The following is a 22842-nucleotide window of genomic DNA, read 5'->3' as shown; positions in this document are numbered from 1 at the left end:
TTTAATAATTAGCTTGGATCAAGATATTCCTTGGTGTCAGCTGCTTTTCGCAAAACGTACTAACTGTTACTTGATACCCTTGTTGTTGCAAATATAAAGCACGATCGAGCACGAGCCAAACTTCAATTGCCCTTCTGAACACATGTCGGACGAGTTCAACTCGCTCAGTAATCCTTTTGCGCTTTTTACCTATCTCTAAAAATTTATTATAATCAATGCCTTCTGGTAAAAATAATGATTTTTTCTCAGCTGCCCACAAACAAAATGAGCTAAACGAATCAGAGAAGATCGCTTTGTTCACTGATGGCACACTCACATAGTGCATTTCACCGGTCAGCGATTTACGTAGCGCATCAAATCCAAGACGCCATTCAACCTCTGTTTTTCTTACCTTATCAACTCGGCTCGGTGCTGTTACCGTTTCTTGCAGCGCCAGTTTTAAATCGCGATGAGTAAGTGCAAGTTGGCTTTGCTTGGCAGGCTCGCTCATTGCTTGATAGGCGTTATCTGTGAATAAATGATAACAGCACGGTGAAAAACTGATTTGCTGGGTTTTCGCTTTGCTTGCTTGCTGCATAAATGTTTGATGCAGGCGACCACAGGCATGTAAAGCAACAGCATGCTGCTGGCTTTCAAAAAAGTCATCTGTGTCATCGGTTAATACATCAGCTTGTGAAAACTGCATCGCCAATTGCTGTTGCTTAGCACTGTGTTGGCCTTGGTCGCACAAGTGTTGTTGTAGCTCAATGCTATGTACACGTGGTGCACCATTAAATGCCAACATGCGACCTAAATGCCCTTTACCTGCGCACCATTCTAGAACGGGCTGGTTTAATGGCTGCTGACTGATCGCTGCGACAAAGTCTTGTAGTTGCTCAAATTTACGGCCTTTAATGCCATTACTTATCCAAAACGGAAATTCATTACGGGCAGCACTTATCGCTGGCAACTCACACAATTCAGCCAGCTTTTCGATGTGTTCGATTTCATCAGTAAAATAACGATATAAAGCCTGCTGATCGGCATCAAGTTCACTCACTTGTTGGTCATCAAGCGCCCATAATAAGTTGGCTAATTCAGGCCAAGGAAGATCATCAAAATCAAATGCGGTACATTGCCAGTATTGGCGGGTTGAAAATAGCAGTGCATCTAAGGCAGCAAAGTGCTCGGCAAGTGTCATAACTACTTAGCGACAAGAAATAAAAAGCAGTATAACAGATTTATCTTATTTAACGTCGGTTACTACTGATCAAACGAATGTACAATGGCACACATGCAATACTTAAAATGATGGCTAGGATCAGCATCCAAGATAGCTCAAACCCTTCTGTTTGCTGTTGATCATACATAAAGCCATCAAAGGCCTGATCAAACTCATCCTGATCTAAGCCATATAAATCTGCAATCAAACGCCACTTTGCCATCGACATATTGCCAAGATTAATGCCCGGTGGTTGAATGTAGCTTGCTAACACATGGGCTTCATAGGCCAGCTCTTGTACGCTTTTATGGGTGGCATAGTGCTGCTTGGTTACATCGATGCTTTCTTCTAAGTGTAATAAGGCATACCGCCACCCTTTTAAGCTGGCACGATAAAAGCGCTCAACAACCTCAGGCTTTTTCGCTAAAAATTGCTCAGAGGTATATAAAATATCGCCATACACATTCAAACCAAACTTTTGCGGGCAAATGAGTCGGTGACCTACTCCTTGTAATGTCATCGTGTAAGGCTCATTGGTGACATAAACTTGCACCGCATCTAAATTACCGGCAAGCCACTCTTTAATACCGCCTTCATGGCTAGCTGCCATCAAGCTTTCTAGGCTCAATCCTGCGCGCTGTAACATCACCAGCAATTCAGCATTTTCTATTGAACCGATTTTACTTAGCTTTTTACCAGCAAAGTCTCTTGGCTGAAAAATATCTGAGTTATTTTTTACCATCCAGCAGTAAGGTGAAAACTGCAGTATGGCTCCAAGGGCAACAACCGGAGCGCCTTGCTGACGCTTTTGTAATATGCCTGAGTGAGTAATGGCAAAATCGGCTTTACCGCTTAGTACTTTAGGGAAGGTATCTGGGTGGTTTGGATCAGCAGGAATAATAGAGACATCAAGGCCAGCTTCCTTATAAAAGCCTTTTTCAGCAGCCATATAATAGCCTGCAAATTGAAACTGGTGAGTCCATTTTAATTGTAAGCTAACTTTATCAGCGCACTGCGCGCTCATAGTTAGTATTAAACAGATTACCCCTAATAGGCTTTTTATACCTTGCACGCATCATCCTTGCTTGAAACCGTGCATTAACTATAGGAAAAATAGAGAAAAAAACAAGGCTGCTAGTTAGCAGCCTTATTCAGGTTTTATAACTAATTAGCCACTTTCACTGCGCTCAACTCCTGACCTTGGCTGGTTAGGAACTGGGTGAAACATGGGTTGTTTGTTTCATCTTGAACGTTGTATCCCAAACGGTTCAAATGCTCATTGAATACTTCATAATCACTCGGTTCGATAGCAAAGGCCGCCAGCACATTACCAATAGCTCCACCATGGTTACGGTAATGGAATAAAGTAATATTCCAATTACTACCAAGGGTATCTAAGAATCGCGCCAGTGCACCTGGGTATTCAGGAAACTCAAAGCGTAATAAACGCTCATGAAGTTGAGCTGGCGCTTTACCACCCACCATATAACGAATATGCAATTTAGCCAGCTCGTTATCTGATAGATCGCAAAACGTGTAGTCATTTTCTGTCAGTGCTGCTTTTAACTCATCGAGCTCTTGCTGCCCTTGTCTTAAGGCAATACCAACAAAAATTTGCGCTTCGCCAGGGCCTGCATAACGGTAATTAAACTCGGTGATAGCTCTGCCACCTAATGAGTTACAAAACTGCTTAAAGCTACCCTTCTCTTCTTTAATAGTCACAGCAAGAAGTGCTTCGTTCTTTTCACCAAGTGCCGTTCGCTCTGCAACATAACGTAAGCGGTCAAAGTTTAAGTTTGCACCCGATAAAATCGCAGCTACGTTTAAGCCTTTAACACCATTTTGTTGGCACCACTTTTTAAGGCCCGCTGTTGATAGCGCCCCTGAAGGCTCCGCTATAGCACGAGTCGAAACAAAGATATCTTGCATTGCGGCGCAGATTTCGTCGCCCGTTACAGTGACCACTTCATCACAAAACTTTTGCGCTAAACGAAATGTTTCTGTGCCAATAACTTTTACGGCTACACCATCTGCAAAGCTACCAACACGGTCAAGCTCAACAGGCTTGCCTGCTTCAAGCGCTGCTTTTAGGCAAGCACTCTCATCAGCTTCAACACCAATGACTTTGATATCAGGACGTAACGACTTAATGTACACCGCCATGCCTGCTAGCAAACCACCACCGCCAACAGGAATAAAAACAGCATCAAGGTCATTCAATTGCTGCATTAATTCACGGGCAACGGTACCTTGGCCAACAATCACATCAGGATCATCAAACGGTGGCACAAACACCCCGTTACGCTGCTCTGTCAGCTCTAAAGCATGGGCTTTTGCCGCATCAAAATGATGGCCGTGTAATACCACTTCACCACCGAGTGAACGTACTGCATTCACTTTAATTTCAGGTGTGGTGACTGGCATCACAATCGTAGCTTTATGGCCTAAAAATGAAGCACTGAGTGCAACGCCTTGTGCATGGTTACCCGCTGAGGCTGTGATCACATCAGAACCTTTTGGCAACTTGCTCAGTTTATGAAATGCACCACGAAGCTTAAATGAATAAACCGGTTGTTGGTCTTCACGCTTTAACCACACATGGTTGCCTAGCCGTGCACTAAGATCAGCCATTTCGCTGACCTCAGTGACTTTTGCAAGGGGCTCCATGTTCGCTTGGATAATAGCGCGAAAATAATCGAGCTCTTGAGAAACCATAATTAACTAAGCTCCTCAAGTTTTGCTAAATCGCGAACAGCTCCTTTGTCTGCACTGGTTGCAAGTAACGCATAGGCTTTAAGTGCAGATGAAACATAACGGTCACGATCAAGTGGTTTATAAGCATCTTTACCGCGTGCTAGTTGCTTTTGTTTACGCGCTTCAAGCTCTTCATCAGACAGGGCTAGGGTGATTTCACGGGTTGCGATATCAATTACTATTTTATCCCCATTTTCAACATAGGCGATTGCACCACCACTTGCTGCTTCTGGTGAAACGTGACCAATTGATAAACCCGATGTACCACCCGAGAAACGACCATCGGTGATAAGCGCACACTTTTCACCTAAGCCCATTGATTTTAAGTAACTCGTTGGATACAGCATTTCTTGCATGCCTGGGCCGCCTTTTGGTCCTTCGTAACGAATCACAACAACGTCACCGGCTTTCACTTCGCCGTTAAGAATACCTTCTACCGAATCATCTTGTGATTCGTATACAACCGCAGGGCCTTCAAAGTGCAGCATTTCTTCAACTACACCGGCACTTTTAACAATACAGCCATCAAGGGCTAAGTTACCTGAAAGTACAGCTAAGCCACCATCTTGACGAAAGGCATTTTCAACACTGCGAATACAGCCGTTTTCACGGTCATTATCAAGTTCTGGCCAGCGGCACTCTTGGCTCATTGCTTTTGTAGTGCGGATACCCGCAGGGCCTGCTTTATAGAATTTTTGCGCTACTTCATTATTAGGATCGGTGGCATCCCATTTAGTCACCATTTCGGCCATAGTGTGTCCTGCTACGTGATCAACAGTTAAATCGACAAGGCCAGCCTTACCTAATTCACGGATAATTGCCATCATGCCACCAGCACGGTGCACATCTTCAATATGATATTTATTGGTTGCAGGCGCCACTTTACAAAGGAAAGGTGTTTTGCGAGAAAGCTCATCGATGTGCGACATATCAAAATCAACACCCGCTTCTTGCGCTGCAGCTAATAAGTGTAAAACCGTATTTGATGAACCACCCATAGCAATATCAACCACCATTGCATTCATAAAGGCAGTGCGATTAGCAATAGCACGTGGTAACACTGCTGCATTGTCTTTTTGATAATACTCACGGCATAAATCAACAATGCGCGCACCTGCTTCAACGTAAAGTTGTTTACGGTCTTTATGCGTAGCTAGTGTGGTACCGTTACCCGGCAGTGCTAAACCAATCGCTTCTAATAAGCAGTTCATTGAGTTGGCAGTAAACATGCCCGAACATGAACCACAAGTAGGACACGCAGAGCGCTCTACTTTTTCAGAGTCTTCATCGCTTACTGTGGTATCAGCGCCTTTTACCATGGCATCAACTAAATCAAGTTTAATGTCGATATCAGCAAGGCGTGTTTTACCCGCTTCCATTGGACCACCTGATACGAAAATAACCGGAATATTTAAACGCAGTGCTGCGAGCATCATCCCCGGAGTGATTTTGTCGCAGTTAGAAATACAGATCATGGCATCAGCACAGTGCGCATTAACCATGTATTCCACAGAGTCAGCAATTAAGTCACGCGATGGTAGTGAATACAGCATGCCACCGTGACCCATTGCGATACCATCGTCGATCGCAATAGTATTAAATTCTTTTGGTACACCACCGGCTTCAGTGATGGTTTCAGCCATTAGCTCACTAAGTTGGTTAAGGTGAACATGACCCGGTACAAACTGAGTATATGAGTTAACAACAGCGATAATTGGCTTACCGAAGTCTTTATCTGTCATCCCTGTTGCACGCCATAAAGCACGCGCCCCTGCACGTTTGCGACCTTCTGTTGTTGTTGCACTTCTTAATTTAGCCATAATTACCTCAGTTGTTGCAGTGGCATGCCACTGACTTCCTCATTCCTAATTTATTTCTCACTAAAGCATCAATCTGATTGCTCTAGCTACCTGTTGATTTTTACTAGATTGCTTGTTGTTGAAATTGGTTTTCAACATTGACGTGTTTCACATCAACCAATTTATTCAATTGTGATGTTAGTAGATAAATTGGCTTATCGCTGTCTACCGTCATGGTGACGTGAAACGCTTCATCAGCCATTTCTAAATTCATGGTTGTTAGGTCAAAGCCACGATGACGCGCAACGCGTAAAAAGCGCTCTACAGCGACACTTTGATTTTTTAGCGCAATCGTTAGGGTGTGTTTCATTTTACTGTCTCCGTCATCATTTCATCATTGGCAGCACCGGGTGGTACAAGCGGCCATACATTTTCTTTATCATCTATACAGGCATGCAGAATGTATGGGCCTTCACTATTTACTAACGCATCAACCGCAGCATCGACTTCATCTGCTTTAGTGATGGTTTGACCTGGAATGCCAAACACCGCTGCTAACTGCACAAAATCAGGATTATCTGAAAGGTTTGTTTCAGAATAACGACCTTCAAAAAATAGCTGCTGCCATTGACGTACCATGCCTAAGCGCTGGTTATCTAGGATTAGAATTTTAACTGGCAGATTGTTACGGCGAATTGTTGCCAGTTCTTGAATGTTCATCATGATTGAGCCATCACCCGACACTGTGATCACATAATCATTTGGACGAGCAACTTGAGCGCCGATAGCGGCCGGTAAACCAAAGCCCATGGTACCCGCACCACCACTACTTAAGTGATTACTTGGGTGGCTAAACTTCATGTGCTGTGCCACCCACATTTGGTGCTGACCCACATCACAGCACACAACACCCGTTGCTGGCATTTTTTGGCTTAGCTGGTTTAATAAATAAGGGGCAAATACTTTCTCGCCTGGATAGTCATAACGCCATGCATGTTCTTTCATCATGCTTTCGATGTGCGTTAACCACTCATCAGGCGTTACAAAACAATCAAGTTGCGGTAATGAGGTTTTTAAATCTGCGACTAATGATGCTTTTGCAGGCTTACGCTTACCAACCTCTGCGGCGTCGATATCAAGGTGTATTACTTTTGCTTTTGCGGCAAACTTGCTTAAATTGCCAGTAACACGGTCGTCAAAACGAGCACCGATACAAACCAAAACATCACACTCTTGCACTGCTAAGTTAGCCGCTTTACCACCATGCATACCTAGCATGCCAAGGTCATATTCATAATCAGGTAATACGCTGCCTAGCGCTTTTAATGTTGATACCGCAGGCATATGTGTTTTTTCTAAAAACTGCATAAGCTCGTTTTGTGCATCAGCAGCCTGTACGCCACCACCAATATACGCCACAGGGCGCTGCGCCTCACTTAAGATTTGATTGGCTATCGCAACTTGGTTTGCGTCTAATTTTGGTAAATGATCTTCAGCAGCTAACCAAGGGTGGAATGGTACTTGCGCCATTTGGATATCTTTTGGGATATCAACTAATACAGGGCCTGGGCGGCCGCTTTGCGCTAGGTGGATGGCTTCTTGTAGTATTTCGGCTAAGTCTTCAGCTCTTTCAACCATGTAACTATGTTTAGTACATGATAACGACATACCTAACACATCCACTTCCTGAAAGGCGTCGGAGCCTATCGCTGCGGTAGGTACTTGCCCTGTGATTGCAAGTAACGGCACTGAATCCATCATCGCATCAGCAAGGGCTGTTATTAAGTTAGTCGCACCAGGGCCTGAAGTTGCAAAGCACACACCTAACTTGCCTGTGCTGCGGGCAAACCCTACAGCTGCAAAACCCGCTCCTTGTTCATGACGCGTCAAATAATGTTTGACTGGCGCACCGTACAAGGCGTCGTAAATAGGCATGATGGCACCACCTGGGTATCCAAAAACATCCTTAACGCCATGTTTGGCTAATAAATCGATTGTTAACTCTGCGCCTGTCATCGTAAATCCTCATTCCTCAGTGACATTGTGTATTTGCTGCAACTCAAACCTTAAAACGAAAAAGCCCCCCGGACTGTTAAGTGCGGGGGGCTTTTTAAATGCTTCACTTTTCTCTAAGCACTAACTAGCCCCCGCGGTAATAATAATCACCACGACGTTAATTAGAATTAGAGAAAGTTTGTTTGTAAGCATTTATCTGTAACCAAATTCTGTTCATTTGTAGCGGAAATCTAGCCATCCCGCTGTCTTTTTCTATTAGTACCGCGCTGGGGCCTGTAAGTCAACATAAAAATCAATTCAAAAAACAGGCTAAAAAGCAATATTAAAGAAATAAATATTCAACAATTTCACATATAAAGATTTATATTTCACTATTTATTGAAAATTGAAATTTCATACCTCGTTATTTGCAATTATATGATTGATTAATTTTTAGCAATTAGATGTGATTTTTCTGCATAAAGCCGATTTAATTTAACGCCTCAAAGAAAAATTAGTTTAGTATTGAAAAAACCACGTTATGAAAAGGAAAGTTATGAAATTCGTCCAGCGTATAAATGCCCTGTTTTTTATGGTGCTACTGCTTGGTTTTAGCCAATATGCACTTGCAGAGCCGGGGTTATGGAAAGTAGAAAAAAACGGCGTTGCTTCTTATTTATTTGGTACCGTGCATGTTGGCGATAACAGCATGAAAGGCTTGCCAAGTAAGGTAACAAAAGCACTCGATAACTCAGATAAAGTCATTGTTGAGGTGGATATCAGCGCCATTTCACCGATGGAAATGCAGCGTCGCTCATTACCATTTATGATGCTGAAAAATGGCAAAACCTTACAATCTGAATTATCACCAGAAAACTATGCAAAACTGCAAAAGTACTTTGCTAATAAATCAATTGATATTGCGATGTTTAAGAACTTAGCACCGTGGGCGGTGATGGTCACCATGATGCAAATGGAGTTCCAAAACGTTGGTTTTTCAGATCAATACGGCATCGACAAGCAAGTACTTGCTTACGCTCAAGAACATAAAATTTCTATTGGTGAGCTCGAAACTCTAGAACGCCAAATGGAAATGTTTGAGCACTTAGCAATTATGAATGACAAGATGATCGAAGAAACATTCGAGCAACTTGCAGACGTAGACACCTACTTTTTTGGTCTTATCAAGGCTTGGAAATCGGGTGATATGAAAACACTTACGCAGTTTTATAACGAAAGCTTTGATGACTCTGAATATGGTCAACTAAGCGAGCAAGTGATGTTGATAGACCGTAACAACGATTGGGTTAATCAACTATCGACTCGCATCGGTAAAGAAAAGCTGTTCATTGCAGTGGGCGCTTTGCACTTACCAGAGCAACACGGTTTATTGAAGCAATTAACAGATAAAGGTTTTACCATTACCCGTATCTAAATGATTTCAATCATTAAAAAAGCGCCTTATGGCGCTTTTTTTGTGAAATCTGCCATCTCTAAATAATTGTTGATACCGGCTATTTTGTCACTCGCGTGGTGATTAACATACACCACGGTGCTGGTGCCTGCAGCGCAGATTTTTTCTATTAGTAATAACACTCGTTGCCTATTCGCTTCATCGAGGCCTAAGCAAGGCTCATCAAGGATCAATAAGTTAGGGTGTTTAACCATAGCCCGAGCAATCAACAATAAACGCTGATCACCAAAAGACAGCTGGCTAAATGAACTGCTTTGTTTATCACTTAACCCTAATAACGCTAACCACTTTTTGGCAATGGCAAGTTGCTTATCGGTGGCTTTTTGGTAAAGACCAATGCTGTCATAAAAGCCCGAAACAACCGTATTGAGCGCGGTGATACTCACTCGATAATCCATATGCAGCGCGTTAGAAATATAACCAATGTGCTGTTTAATTTGCCAAATACTCTCACCGCTTCCGCGCTGATAGCCAAACACCTTGATATCGTTGTTGTAACACTGCGGGTTATCACCTGTGATAAGGTTCAGCAAACAGGTTTTACCTGAGCCATTTTTACCTGTTAACTGCCAATGTTCGCCTTGGTTAATTTGCCAGTTTAGTTTTTCAAATACAGCCTCGCCGCCATAACTCACTGCTGCGTTATTGAGTCTTACCAGCATTGAATCCGTGAGCGGAGGCGCTTGATGGTCAATATCAGCCTCAGGTATTTGTAACTGAGTATGAGTTAGATGCAATAGCTTTAGTAAATCATCGCGCTGCTCGGGTGTAGGCTTCGCTAATTGCTCTGTGACATGCCCCTCTTTAACATAGGCGTAATGATCAACAAAGTCAGGGATCTCAGTTAAGCGATTGAGCACAAAAATAAGGGTCGTTGTTTTACTAAGCTCTGCGAGTAGCTGATTAAGCCCTGCCATTGCCGTGACATCTAAACCATCAAAAGGCTCATCAAGCACAAGTAAATCTGGTCGACCTATTATGGCTTGAATCAACATCAGTTTGCGGGTTTCACCGGTCGATAAATCGCGAAATGCCTTGCTAAGTTTGTCACTAAAATCAAATAGGCTTATTAACTGCTGTAGCAAATCACTATCAAGCTGTTGCTCGTCTCGACCTGCAATAATTAACTCATAAACCGTACTCGAAGGCGTAACACCATCAATAATATCATCTTGATCTTTTGTTAGCTCAGCCGCAAGGAGCTGCTTTTGGCTGTCTGGCGAAACCAATGCTATACGCTCAAAGCTATTCTCATACTGGCCTTTTTCTATTTTCGCAAAACCGGCAATGGCAGCTGCCACGGCCGATTTACCCGCCCCATTCGCACCAAGTAAGACCCATTGCTGCAATGGCGATACATTGATATTGAGATCATCTAAATAATAAACGTCATTGCCCTGCCCCTTTAGGCTAGCTTTAACATTAACCAACTGCACTTGTTGCACTTTGAATCCTCATTCTAAGTTACCGTTAGCTTGACGTTACCGTATTCGATAAAAAATTAAAAATCGTTTAAACCTTTTTTGAACACAGCTGCGACTAAGGTATAAAAGGTCATCAACAGGAAACAGACAATGAAAAAATTACTTTGTGTAGCAGCAATTAGCTTAGCACTAACAACAACATACGCAATGGCAAAAGATTCACGTGAACTAAATCACAACTTCGCAGTGAATAGCGCAAGCCAGCTTGACATTGATTTTCCGGTGGGCAGCTTAGAGGTCGAAAGCTATGACGGTAGCGAAGTCGTCGTTACGGTTCGCATTGAACCAAAAAATGACAATAGCTGGTTCAGCACTGATGTCGATTTATCAGATATTGAATTAAGCCACTCGCAAAGCGCCAGCTCACTTAGCTTAAAATTAGATAACGACGACATTCAACAAAACTGGCATGTAAAAATGCCTAAATCGATGGCAATTGATGTTGAACTTGGTGTTGGCGATATTGAAATTAACGACGCAAGTAATTCAGTTGAGATTGAGCTTGGTGTGGGCGCGGTAAGAATTGATAGCGCGCTTGATGACTACAAACGTATCGAGCTTGATACAGGTGTCGGCGACACTAAAATTCGCGGCTTAAAAAATGACGGTAACACTAGCCGTAAAGTGGTTAGCTCGCATTCAAGCTATCGTGGCAATGGCCAATACGATATTGAAGTCGAGGTGGGTGTTGGCGACATTAAAGTAACGAACTAATTTAACGCTTTGGTTATCCCTGTGAGCTCTCAGTAAATAAAATGCTGAGAGCTTTTTGCACTGAATCTAGCGAGATCGGTTTATATACGTGCAAGTTTGCTCCAAGCTCATATACTCGTTGCAAATCTTCATTCGATGTATTGGCGGTCACCACCAAAATTGGCACTTGTTGCCCCTGCTCATTACGAATAATATCAATCGCTTTAAAGCCATCCATAACTGGCATATTTAAATCCATAAAAATTAAATCGTAATGCTTATCTGAGGCTTTATCTGTGGCAATTAAGCCGTTTTCAGCCACATCAAAGCTGTAATTTAAATGGCTAACCATGCGACCTAAAATTGTCGCATTCAATGGGTTATCTTCCACAATTAAACAATGTAATGCTTGCGGCAGCGGCGCTGGCATTGCTGATTTAGGCGTGCTTTCTAGTTCAAAATTAATTAACACTTTCACACCTTGTGGCTCAGCATTAAGAAATTGGATTTCTCCTTTTAATGCTTTAACAATGTGCATAACCCTAAGCAGCCCCGTTTTTAAGCCTTGAAAATGTTGCTCTGAGTCATTTTCGTAGCTAAGTAAATCTGTCGGCGGCTTTTCAAAGCCTTTACCGTTATCTTGTATTTCCATTACAAAGTGCTGCTCACCTTGGCATGCAGCTGTTACGGCAATACGGCCTTGGCTTGGAGTAAATTTAACGGCATTGTTAATGATTTCAGCAACGATTTGCGTCAACCTTGCATGGTCAGTGCTCACTTCTTTATTGAGTGACTCAGCTAAGTTCACGCTCAAGGTAATACCTTTATCGTTACAGGCATATTCATAGGGTGAGATAGCTTGCTTTAATGTTGATAACAAATTGCTGCTAGTAAAACTTAACTGCCATTCTCCCGAGGTTAGCTGCTGTAAGTCCATTAATTCGTCTAGCATAGCCACCAGCCTATTAACGCAATAAAGCGCCTGCTGTTTAGTCAGTTGCTGACTGTCGCTGATATCGAGCGCTTCGATTGATGCGGTCAAACCTTGCAATGGTGTTCTAAATTCATGACTGGTACGGGCTATAAAACGCTCTTTATTTTTATTAACACGCTCAGCAAACTCTTTTTGTTCTTTGTATTTAGCAATATTTTTAGTGACCAGTTTCTCCATGGGTTTAAAAATGAAAAATAACTCAATGGCTAATAACACCATGGCGATGAGCCAAAACAATAACTCTAAAACCGCCAAAAATGTGACTTTTTGAACTGATTTTTGCTCAAGTAACTTAACCGCTTGGTCTAGCTTTGTGAGTAGTGCTTCAAGCTGATTACTAACAAATGTTGAGCGGTCCACATAGGCAAAATCATTAGTATTGTTTAATAGCTGCTGCGCTTTACTCACATAACGCTTCACGTGTTCATCTAATGCGGTAGGCGGCGAGAAGTAATGGGCCTCAAGTGCTTTATCTAAATGAATATAGTGACCTTGCTCATCTTGCTGAGTTAAAAATTGATGCCCTGCAATAAATTGCTCAACCGCTTGTTGCAGTAGTCTTCGGTGTTGCTGTTGAAAATGATCGGATTCATGGTAAATGAGTGCATTGCCGTACAAGGCTATTTTTTGTGACAGCATACGTTGCTTACCGGCAATGTTGATAACTTTGGCGTCACCCTTTTGGATATACAAAAGGCTCTGTATCAAGATAGCTGATACAGAGATCAATATGGCAATCGCCAATAACCCCCAGCGATATCGTCTTCGGATATCTGTGACTAGCTGCAACATGTTTTACTCATTATTTTTTAAAAATAATTGTAGTTCATAGAATACAAGAAAGCCCACTTGAAGTGGGCTTTAAACATGATAGTTAACAGAAATTTATCGATTTTCGAGTCGGTTATAGTCAAATAACCCAAATTCAACGCCGCGATACTCTTTCGCTACACGGTGTAAAATATCGCTGTATTGCCAAAACTGTGGATGTGTTCGGCGAATAGCGAACTCACTTTTCAGATCTCTGTAAGCTGCTTCATCTGTTGCTTTAGCAAGCCCAGCTACAAAAGCTGCAATTTGCTGGTCATTGTGTAAGTACCAAATGGCTTCTGGGTAATCACCTATGAACCCAGGCACAATCGTTACTGTATCTTCGTCATAAGCTCGTTGCCCTTCTTCATTCAATAAGCTCGAAATATTGTAATGAGCATTATGATGGATCAGGGTATAGGCCTTGTGCTTATCATCGCCATCTTTGACTAACACAAACGAAATTTGCGGTAGCAAGTTCACTGCTTTAACCGGAAGGTTGTTAATTTTAGCAAGTGGCTCAGGCACTTTCGTATAGTCGTAACGAGGGCTTAAAATTGGCTTAAGCTTCTCTTTTAGCATATTGAACAACTCTGACTGCGAGTCCATTGTTTTGTATTCAATACCCGTAGGTTGGCTAAATGACAATTCATCTTCAAAGAAACTCGTTAAGCTAGGTGGTGATTTACGATACCACTGAGCTTTAATTTCTTTGCGCTTAGCTTCTGGCAATAATGCAAGGTAGTTTGCTTCACCCTCTAAGCGTAAAAAGTCCATATACAAACGAGTTAATAACTGATGACCAATGTTGCCATACACATCAAACCCCGCCACCAGCAAGTAGTGAATACGTTCAAATAGTGCGTAGTCGAGTATCCAGGCGGTTTTTGGTTGCTGGCCTATCCAGCCCTTTACAACTGTTGCGCTATCAAAGTGGCGGAACACCGTCAGTGCTGCATTTTGGTTATGGCCATCACCCTGCCAAAGTAAATCGGTTGTTAGGTGCTGACCGTTCTCAAACATCTTATTAGCCAGTGCAACTTTGGCTGACAGGTATTTGTTTTGGCGTTTTGAATACTTCACCCAACTAGAAATCGGCAAGGCATTGCTTTCTTCTTCTGCTGGTAATGCTAAGGCATCTTCATGTTGTAACAACAATTCACCCACTTTAGGTGTCGCCGCCATTTCAGGTTTAGCAAACCCCACCCAGAACTGGTCGTTAATCACGTTTAACGCGATTTGACCTCGACAAACAGGCCCTTTAATAAAACCCATAATAATAAGCTCAGCTTCATCAAGCATAAATTGATAACGTGAGTTTACTGGGATTGCAGCAAAGGCTTTAAATGGGTTTGATGCCACTTCTGGTTTATAGCTTGGCAGTTTATTTACTTGATAATCAGCTTCAATAAATTGCGAATGGATGCGTGCAAGCTTTTCGTCATTTAATGCTAAAGGTAAATGTGTTTTCGCTAAAATAGTCGAACGATCATGCATTAAACGATAGTAAACACGCTCAACCTTAGGGTCTTCATAAGGGCGACGGGTGCTAATGTGTTTGATCTCTTCACCCGGTGGCGTTGAAGAGCGCACCAGCTTAAAGTAACTGTGTTTATCGCCATGCTCAGGGAAGTAAATATGCGCTAAATACCAGTGCTCATAAATATAACGAGCAGCCAGTTGATGCTTTAAACCATCTTGATTTAAGAACGCTTCCCAACGTTCAACTTGTTTTAGTACGCCTTCTTCAGGAGGCTCAATATGAGCAAGGTAACCGCCCTTCTTAAGCCATTTAGCAAGGTGCTGAAACTCTTCGCTTGAGATCCCCGGTAAACCATAAGGCATACCACTGTGCGGGCTATCTTTAGCGAATGAGTCAAAGTCATTCATTGTGGTACATGTTTGTTCACGATCGAGTGAAAAATCAAACTCATCGCCTAAAATAGCTTGCTTAGGAAGTGGGCTGCTTTGCTTCAGAACCAAGGCATTATAAAGCACACTTCCAGCAAGGTTCGCTTCTTCGCTTTGTACTCGCTCGTTAAGTACTGGCGTAAAGCCTTTTTCACGCCACTGGGCGGTAGATGTCGCATCAAACAGTAAGCGACTAGGCTCTTGGGCTAGTAAACGAGTGCCGTCATAAACACGCTCTTTACTTAAACCGCGGTCGATACCTTCCACAGAAGATAACTTAAGCTGACATGGTGCGTCATAACAGCCGTGACAAACCACACAACGAGTGTCGAGTACAGGCTTTACATCACTTAAAAACTCAGCACCTTCAAGTGTTGATGCAGCAACAACACGCTCTCTAGGTTGCTCTTTACCAAACAGTTCGTCGTAGTGAGCAGCGCCTAAATAAGCACAACCACTTAATAAAATAAGACCAAATACGGTAGTGAGGAGTTTTCTCATCCTTCCTCCTCGATATCTTCAGCGTCATCACCTAAATCAAAGGTTGGCATCATATCAACTTGCGGCGATACAAAGGTTTGCTCGTTGTCGCAGCTAAGCATCGCGCTTAATAGTGGCCCACGAACGAGTGTCAGCTGCGCATCATGCTCACCATCAATCAATGCTTGATAGTTATCATTTAACGCTTCAAGACGATATTCATTAATGGCAATTGCGACACTGCTATCAACAGCTGGATTTTGGCAAAGCTGCGCGAGTAACTCTTCGCTTAGCGTTACATGTAATAGTAAATCTGGAGATTCGATATCGCGGCTGTGAAGGTTTTCATCGAAATAAAAAAGAGGAAGGGTTAAATCGCTATTTTGCTCTAATTCCATGTGCTGCTCTCTACATCAAAATGACTTTTAATTGTACGAGTATAGCAAACTATAAGTTCAATAATTAGCGAAACTTATCAGCCGTTAGCAGCTTTTTAGCCGCTAACTAACCGAATTATAAAAACAGTGAAAAATGCATTACCAAGGTAGCGTTTCGCCGTTTGAATGCCAAAACCCACCTGTGTTGCTAAGGTTTAATTCGTCAATCCGCTTGATGAGCCGCTCTGCAGCAGTTTCAGGGCTAATATCGCCTGCAAAATTAACCATTTGCGTTTGTACAAAGCCCGGATGAAATAACCCTACAGCAATTTTTTTATCTTTTAGCTCATGGGCTAAACTAACACTGGCGGCATTAAGTGCCGCTTTTGACATACGATAACCAATGTAACCGCCCGAGCCATTATCAGCAATTGAGCCCATGCGCGATGTGATCATCGCCACTTTAGCATCAATACCTAAGCTTTGCTGTAATGCATGAGTAATACGAATAGGCGCGATACTGTTCACGCTAATTTGCTTTTCGATGGCTGCAAAGTCCATGTCAGCTAATGTTTCGTTATGAAAAATACCGGCGTTGTTAATCAAAATATCAATTTTGTCGCCGTGTAAGTAATTGGCAAGTGTTGCAACATCATCGGCGTTAGATACATCAATGTCGCTAATAATTTTCACATCGAGTGCTTGAAGCTCCTCACTTGGCGTGCGAACCACTGCAGTAACACGGTAACCTTGGGCTGAATACTGTTTACAAAAATTAAGACCAATACCTTTATTGGCCCCCGTAACCACCACATGCTTAGTCATCAATCTGCTCCTTAATTAGCTTTTTATACCAATTCGCTTAATTAAATGGTCTATTTTGAGGCAAGAAAACCTCGTTGATAACAAGGCAAAAATTTCGTTATTTAGTTGTTCTAAATCAGAAATTTTTAACGCAGGTAGCGACAGGTTTAATCCCTCAAAATGACTAAGTATTATTGCGGATTGGTATTATACCCAAACCACCTCAAGGTGCGAGTTTGTGCATTTTGAGGGGGCTTAGATATATATACCTTGGGACAGATTGGCAAAAACCAAGGGCTTAAGTTAATTCATCAATGGTTGATTTAAGTATAGAAAATACGGCCCCTTGTGGATCGGTAATCACACTAAAGCGCCCAACATCTGGAATGTCTGTTGCTGGCACACAAATAGCGCCATTAAGCTGCGTTGCTTTAGCGACTGCCTGATCGCAATCTGCTACCGCAAAATACGGCATCCAGTGGGGTGGAATATCATCTGGCCATTCATTGGTCATCTCAAGCATGCCCGCAATCGGTTGCTCATCGATGGTAAATAAGGTGTAGTCCATGCCCTCCATGGGTTTCACCTCAAACTGCCACCCGAATAACTGACAATAAAAGTCGCGACTTTTTTGCATGTCTTTCGATACAAGCTCAAACCAGTAAGGTAGGTTAAGCTCTTGCACTCGTTTAGCCCCGATATGCTCACCGGCTTGCCATAAGGCAAATGTTGCACCGCCTGGTTCTTGAAGCATCACCATGCGACCTGCCGTCATAACATCATGTGGCCCTACCAATACAGTTGCACCTAATGATTTTGCCAACTCTGTGCTTTGGTCAACATCATCAACAGCAATATACAATAACCAATGGGTTGGCATCTCGCTCATACTTTCTGGCATTTGATACATAGCGGCAATATCATCACCTTGTTTTTTCAGCATGGTGTAATACATATCTTCGCCTATCGGCTGGTCATCAAAACTCCAGTCAAAAAGTTGCGTATAAAACTGCTTTGCAGCTTGCCAGTCTTTCGCGCATAACTCGGCCCAGCAGAAAGTACCTGCTGGGTGTTTTGTATTTATTTTTGTCATGACTGTTCCTCCTTGGTTAAACTTAAGCAACAATGGCACAATTTACCAATCAAACCAGACAATAGTTGCAACACTTCGTAGAAATAAGTAATTTTGCCTTAACTAAACAGACAATAAACTGCTCTAGAAAGCACTGAGTTACAGAGACAAAAATGCCGCTAAAAAAGCGGCATTGTAATAATTAATTAGTGATGATGGCCATGCTCACCTTTGAGCTGATTACCTTGCGCATCATAAAAACCGCTCGCGCCATGCTCAACAAACCCTAAGTTGATCATTTTAGCTAAAAACGGATCGCTTTCATTATCACCGATATCTGCGTAATCGGTTGTTTGGTAGTTATCCCATTTCGCAAACTCAGCCTGCACATTCTGTTGATTGTGGTGGCTGGCTGTTAAAGTAATTTCACGGCTATATGTTGGTGTTGAAATACGAATTGCTTTGAGTAACTTTTGATTGGCAAGCCAGCTTAGCTCTATTTTGCTATCACCCTGCTGTTGTGTGTAATATTCTGTTAGCTCACAGCCTTCACCTGTGCTTTTCTGGTGCGTCATAGAGGCTAAAAACTTATCACTTACTAACTGATATTTGCTACTCCAATCTTGTTCACCTTGCACTTCCGATGGTTGATACTCAATACCACGCTGGGCATGCTGAAAATAACGAATTGGGCGAATTTGTTGATTGCGCAACTGTTGCCATAATTCAATAAACTGTGGATTCTGCTTAGCCACCTGGTGAGGCGTACGCCAAAGGGTAAAGGTGTTTTCAGTATGCTGCTTATTAGCAACTATATCTGTTGTGACCGTATAGTCTGCTTGCGTAAAACCGGTGTTCATATCGCATTGCCCTGCAACAGCAAGTGGGCTAAGTAATGAGGCAAGTAAGATGGCAGCTTTCACGGGATTCTCTTTTTGTCTTGGTTTACTTTATAACTAATTGAGTAAGGGAGGCTTAGAGCCTCCCAAGAACTCATTACTGTGCTAATTTAGCATCGGCTTGTTTAACAAGGTCAGCGGCATAATCCATAACATGGAAGATAAGGCTTTGCTCATTAGTGCCTGTTACTAAATGTGCACCTGGGCCTACTGCATACACACCCACATCTTCTGCTGCGTGTGTTTCAGAGCCTAGTGGTACGACAGCTTCTTGGTGGAAACCAGGTGTTGTTGTGTCAACATCAGTTAAATCAACACGACCCGTTACCGGCGCATAGTTATAACCTGCATCAGCATCAGTCTCATCACCTAAGTCGCGGAAACCGCCACCATTGGTATAACCAACTGTTGTGTATGGCATGTTATCTGCTGCAAGTGATGGTTCATCACTACCCACAGGTACCACTTTACCTAAGATTGGGTTACCACGTTTTGGGTAGCCAGCAATAGTAAATACGTGGCTGTGGTCAGCTGTTACTATGATTAACGTGTCTTCAATGCTGGTTTTATCAAGAGCAACTTGGACTGCTTTTGAAAGCGCAACTGTATCGCTTAGTGCATTGTAAGCATTACCAGCGTGGTGACCGTGGTCAATACGGCCAGCTTCAACTGTTAGCATGAAACCATTAGCGTTGTTGTCTAACACATCAATTGCTTTTGCTGTCATCTCAGCAAGCGAAGGCTCGCCCGCTACATCGTTTGCGCGATCGGCTTCGTATTGCATATGTGATTCATTAAATAAACCAAATACGCGCTCTGTTGACTCTGCATCGATTGCATCAAAACCTGCTTGGTCCATCACATATTGACCTGCTGGGTATTTAGCTTTCCATTCAGCTGTTAGGTCGCGACCATCTGTACGGTCACCTTCTACAGCGCTCACAGCATCAGCAGAGTTAAAAGCTGCATCTTTCGGTAAGAAATGACGACGACCGCCGCCCATGACAACTTCTAAACCATCAACATCTAGGCCTTCGTAGCGTGCTTCTAGGTTTGCTTCAAAATTAACTAATTGCGATGCAATATCTTCACAACCAGCGGTAACTGCCGCCTCTGGCATATCTGATACGTCTTCCCAGTTACGGTCGGCCGATTTTGCATACGTTGCTGCAGGTGTTGCATGAGTGATACGCGCTGTCGAAACAATACCAGTCGACTTACCGGCAATCTCTGCAAGTTCAGTGGCTGTAACTAGTTCATTACCTGCAACCGTTGCACAGTTACCACGCTCGATGTCTTCATCAACACCGATAACGCCAGCATCCGTTTTTACGCCCGATGCCATTGCTGTCATCGTCCCCGCAGAATCAGGTGTTTGCGCATCAACGTTATAGGTTTTAGCAAACCCTGAGAAAGGTAGTGTTTCAAAGCTTAGTTGGTGCTCTTCACCTAACTTACCTTCAAGCTGACCGGCCATGATACGTGCTGCCGTCACGGTTGAAATACCCATGCCGTCACCAACAAACAGAATCACGTTTTTCGCTTTACCAGACTCTTTTACAACGGCAGCAATGTTTTCTTCGCTAGTAGCGACTTTAACTTGTGCTGACTTGAACCATTCATTATCGGTCAACGGCTCTAATTGCGATGCCGTTAACGACGTTGCTGGTGCATTACATGCAACGGTTGTGTCCGTTACTTCTGCTGAGTCTAGCTCACCGTTATCGTTACTATCTTCACCTGTTAGTGTTTCTGTACCACCGTTTACACACTGCTCAGAACCAACAGCTAATGTGTTTTCAACGGTTAATGTTTTTGGTGAGTTGTCATCGTCATCAGAACAACCCGCTAACGCTACTACTACAGCAAGAGAAATTAAATTTAGTTTTTTCATCGTCGTCGCCATTATTCTTCAATTAGTTCTAGAGCTTGGTTAATGATGTGGAAAATTACGTTTTGCTCCACAACGCCTTGTGCTAGTTGCGCACCTGGACCTTTTGCATGAAGTGAAATATCTTCACCCGCATGAGTCTCAGAACCTAATGGCACGGTAGCTTCTTGGTGATAACCAGGCATCGTCGTATCAACACCCGTTAAATCAACACGACCTGCAAATGCCGCTTCGCTATATGATGCATCTGCATCAGTTTCATCACCTAAATCGCGAAAACCTAAACCATTTGCATAACCAACTGTGGTGTACGGCATGCCATCTGCCGCAAGGCTTGGCTCTTCGCTACCAATGGCAACCACTTGACCTAAGATTGGATTGCCGCGCTTTGGATAACCCGCGATAGTAAATACGTGGCTGTGGTCGGCAGTAACAAGAATAAGTGTTTCTTCTGGGTTGGTGTTCTCTACTGCTGTTTGCACTGCTTTGGCAAATTCAACTGTATCGTTTAACGCGTTATAAGCATTGCCCGCATGGTGGCCATGGTCGATACGACCAGACTCAACCGTTAAGAAAAAGCCTTTTTCATTGCTCTTTAAGATGTCGATCGCTTTACCTGTCATTTCAGATAATGACGGCTCACCCGCAACATCGTTAGCGCGATCTGCTTCGTATTGCATGTGTGATTCGTTAAATAATGCAAATACACGTTTGCTGTCAGCATTTAGTGTATCAAAGCCAGCTTGGTCCATGACGTACTTGCCATCAGGGTACATTTCTTGCCATTCAGCAGTTAGGTCTCGCTCATCAGTACGGTCACCTTCTACTTCACTGACTGCATCAGCTGAATTGAACGCTGCATCTTTCGGTAAGAAGTGACGACGTCCGCCACCCATCACAACTTCAAGACCATCTACGTCAGTACCTACGAAGCGTGCTTCTAGGTTCTTCTCGAAATTAACAAGTTGTGAGGCGATATCTTCACAACCGGCTTCTACAGCATCAGCTGGCATGTCTGACACGTCTTCCCAGTTACGGTCAGCCGATTTTGCATAGGTTGCAGCCGGGGTTGCGTGAGTAATACGCGCCGTTGAGACAACACCTGTTGCTAGACCTTTAATTTCAGCCAGCTCTGTTGCGGTAATTAACTCATTACCCGCAACCGTTGCACACTCGCCACGCTCGATATTTTCGTTAACACCAATTACACCTACATCGGTTTTAACACCTGAAATAATTGCTGTCATTGTGCCTGCAGAGTCAGGGGTTTGCGCATCAACGTTATAAGTTTTGATTTGCGCTGAGTAAGGGAATTCTTCAAAGCTAAGTAAGCCTTCTTCGCCCGACTTACCTTCCATTTGCCCCGCCATGATACGCGATGCAGTTAGCGTTGAGATACCCATACCATCGCCAACAAATAAAATGACATTTTTAGCTTTAAACGTTTGCTCAGCCTGAGCCGCCGCTTCTTTTTCTGTTAATTTTGTTTCAGCAGCACTATACCAATCATTTTGTTTTTGACTGTCTGGTAACACACCTGCATTGGCCGTCGCTGACAATGCCAGCGTTAAACCAATTGCAGTAGCAATTTTATTAATTTTCATCGTTACGTTCCGTTAGTACGTTATTTTAAGAGTTTGAGTGCTAACTAAACTGCACTTGGATAATTAGCGCAGCCATACTAAGAAGGCATTGTTACTAAAAAAGTGGTTTTTCATGACGAAATGATGAAACAAAAACAACTTTAGCTATAGGTAAGTAATTAGTTTTAGGGGAAATAATAGGGTTAGGTGCTAGGGGTGAGTTGCGAGTTAGCGAGGGTAAAGGCTCTAGGGTCTAGGTTCTAGGTTCTAGGTCAAGCATAACCTTGGGAGTGCTTTATGATAGTTTGGTTTTATCAAAGTACAGGTTTACATGGATTGTGTTCGGTTTCGCTGCGTTCAAACCAACCTACCCGAAGAATGAACAGGCCGAATGCTGAGCGAGACACCACACTAAACAACCCTACCGATCGAATCTGACGTCTGAAAGCTGATAGCTGATAGCTTTTCACCCATAAAAAAACCCGAGACTAAGCTCGGGTTTTTCTTAATGCTTAATGCATCACTATAGTTGATTACTCAACGATAGTTGCAACAACACCAGCACCAACTGTACGGCCACCTTCACGGATAGCGAAGCGTAAACCTTCGTCCATCGCGATT

At 43.0% G+C, this 22842-nt stretch carries 17 protein-coding genes and 1 pseudogene; 2 read left to right on the top strand and 16 right to left on the bottom strand.

Features of this window, described 5'->3' with window-relative positions; genetic code table 11:
• Position 1: 1 nt before the first annotated feature.
• The 6 genes from AN394_RS14675 to ilvG all read right to left on the bottom strand — a co-directional run bounded on the left by AN394_RS14675 (position 2) and on the right by ilvG (position 7770).
• Positions 2–1180 (bottom strand): methyltransferase, encoded by a 1179-nt coding sequence (locus AN394_RS14675; RefSeq protein WP_054561165.1) that lies wholly within the window; start codon positions 1178–1180, stop codon positions 2–4.
• Positions 1181–1229: 49 nt separating this feature from the next.
• Positions 1230–2225 carry an ABC transporter substrate-binding protein gene (locus AN394_RS14670; RefSeq protein ID WP_054561205.1) on the bottom strand — a complete coding sequence of 332 codons (996 nt, stop codon included), beginning with the start codon at positions 2223–2225 and terminating at the stop codon, positions 1230–1232.
• A gap of 140 nt (positions 2226–2365) precedes the next feature.
• Complete coding sequence (ilvA, locus tag AN394_RS14665) at positions 2366–3916, bottom strand: threonine ammonia-lyase, biosynthetic (protein WP_054561166.1); 1551 nt, start codon at positions 3914–3916, stop codon at positions 2366–2368.
• Positions 3917–3918: 2 nt separating this feature from the next.
• Positions 3919–5775 (bottom strand): dihydroxy-acid dehydratase, encoded by a 1857-nt coding sequence (gene ilvD, locus AN394_RS14660; protein WP_054561167.1) that lies wholly within the window; start codon positions 5773–5775, stop codon positions 3919–3921.
• Positions 5776–5878: 103 nt separating this feature from the next.
• Positions 5879–6124 carry an acetolactate synthase 2 small subunit gene (ilvM, locus tag AN394_RS14655; RefSeq protein ID WP_054554110.1) on the bottom strand — a complete coding sequence of 82 codons (246 nt, stop codon included), beginning with the start codon at positions 6122–6124 and terminating at the stop codon, positions 5879–5881.
• Positions 6121–7770: an acetolactate synthase 2 catalytic subunit gene (gene ilvG / locus AN394_RS14650; protein WP_054561168.1), complete on the bottom strand. Its 1650-nt coding sequence runs from the start codon at positions 7768–7770 to the stop codon at positions 6121–6123. Before ilvG ends, ilvM begins: the two co-directional genes overlap by 4 nt.
• A gap of 535 nt (positions 7771–8305) precedes the next feature.
• On the opposite strand from ilvG, the gene AN394_RS14645 reads away from it, so the two are divergent.
• Positions 8306–9184: a TraB/GumN family protein gene (locus AN394_RS14645; protein ID WP_055021874.1), complete on the top strand. Its 879-nt coding sequence runs from the start codon at positions 8306–8308 to the stop codon at positions 9182–9184.
• Between the two features lie 26 nt (positions 9185–9210).
• On the opposite strand, the gene modF is transcribed toward AN394_RS14645, so the two are convergent.
• Positions 9211–10668, bottom strand: coding sequence for a molybdate ABC transporter ATP-binding protein ModF (gene modF, locus AN394_RS14640; protein WP_055021873.1), 1458 nt, complete (start codon positions 10666–10668; stop codon positions 9211–9213).
• 129 nt (positions 10669–10797) lie between these two features.
• Here modF and AN394_RS14635 point away from each other — a divergent pair, with 129 nt between their 5' ends.
• Positions 10798–11421, top strand: coding sequence for a hypothetical protein (locus AN394_RS14635; RefSeq protein WP_055021872.1), 624 nt, complete (start codon positions 10798–10800; stop codon positions 11419–11421).
• Positions 11422–11434: 13 nt separating this feature from the next.
• On the opposite strand, the gene AN394_RS14630 is transcribed toward AN394_RS14635, so the two are convergent.
• The 9 genes and pseudogenes from AN394_RS14630 to AN394_RS21720 all read right to left on the bottom strand — a co-directional run.
• Entirely contained in the window at positions 11435–13186 is a 1752-nt protein-coding gene (locus tag AN394_RS14630) for a response regulator (RefSeq protein ID WP_082423001.1), read from the bottom strand.
• 93 nt (positions 13187–13279) lie between these two features.
• Positions 13280–15616, bottom strand: coding sequence for a fatty acid cis/trans isomerase (locus AN394_RS14625; protein WP_055021870.1), 2337 nt, complete (start codon positions 15614–15616; stop codon positions 13280–13282).
• Positions 15613–15993, bottom strand: coding sequence for a hypothetical protein (locus tag AN394_RS14620; protein ID WP_055021869.1), 381 nt, complete (start codon positions 15991–15993; stop codon positions 15613–15615). Before AN394_RS14620 ends, AN394_RS14625 begins: the two co-directional genes overlap by 4 nt.
• A 138-nt stretch (positions 15994–16131) precedes the next feature.
• Positions 16132–16797 (bottom strand): SDR family oxidoreductase, encoded by a 666-nt coding sequence (locus AN394_RS14615; protein WP_055021868.1) that lies wholly within the window; start codon positions 16795–16797, stop codon positions 16132–16134.
• 277 nt (positions 16798–17074) lie between these two features.
• Entirely contained in the window at positions 17075–17869 is a 795-nt protein-coding gene (locus AN394_RS14610) for a VOC family protein (RefSeq protein ID WP_055021867.1), read from the bottom strand.
• A 185-nt stretch (positions 17870–18054) separates the two neighbouring features.
• Positions 18055–18771, bottom strand: coding sequence for a hypothetical protein (locus AN394_RS14605; RefSeq protein ID WP_054561177.1), 717 nt, complete (start codon positions 18769–18771; stop codon positions 18055–18057).
• A gap of 73 nt (positions 18772–18844) precedes the next feature.
• Positions 18845–20641 carry an alkaline phosphatase gene (locus AN394_RS14600; protein WP_055021866.1) on the bottom strand — a complete coding sequence of 599 codons (1797 nt, stop codon included), beginning with the start codon at positions 20639–20641 and terminating at the stop codon, positions 18845–18847.
• A gap of 11 nt (positions 20642–20652) precedes the next feature.
• Positions 20653–22242, bottom strand: coding sequence for an alkaline phosphatase (locus tag AN394_RS14595; protein ID WP_054561179.1), 1590 nt, complete (start codon positions 22240–22242; stop codon positions 20653–20655).
• 512 nt (positions 22243–22754) lie between these two features.
• Positions 22755–22842, bottom strand: a pseudogene (locus AN394_RS21720) (elongation factor Tu); the annotation flags it as partial.

This window comes from Pseudoalteromonas sp. P1-26 (assembly GCF_001401795.1).
In the GTDB taxonomy this organism is placed as follows: Bacteria; Pseudomonadota; Gammaproteobacteria; order Enterobacterales; family Alteromonadaceae; genus Pseudoalteromonas.
Note: the sequence above shows the minus strand (reverse complement) of the source record. Positions and strands in the feature narration are given on the sequence as shown.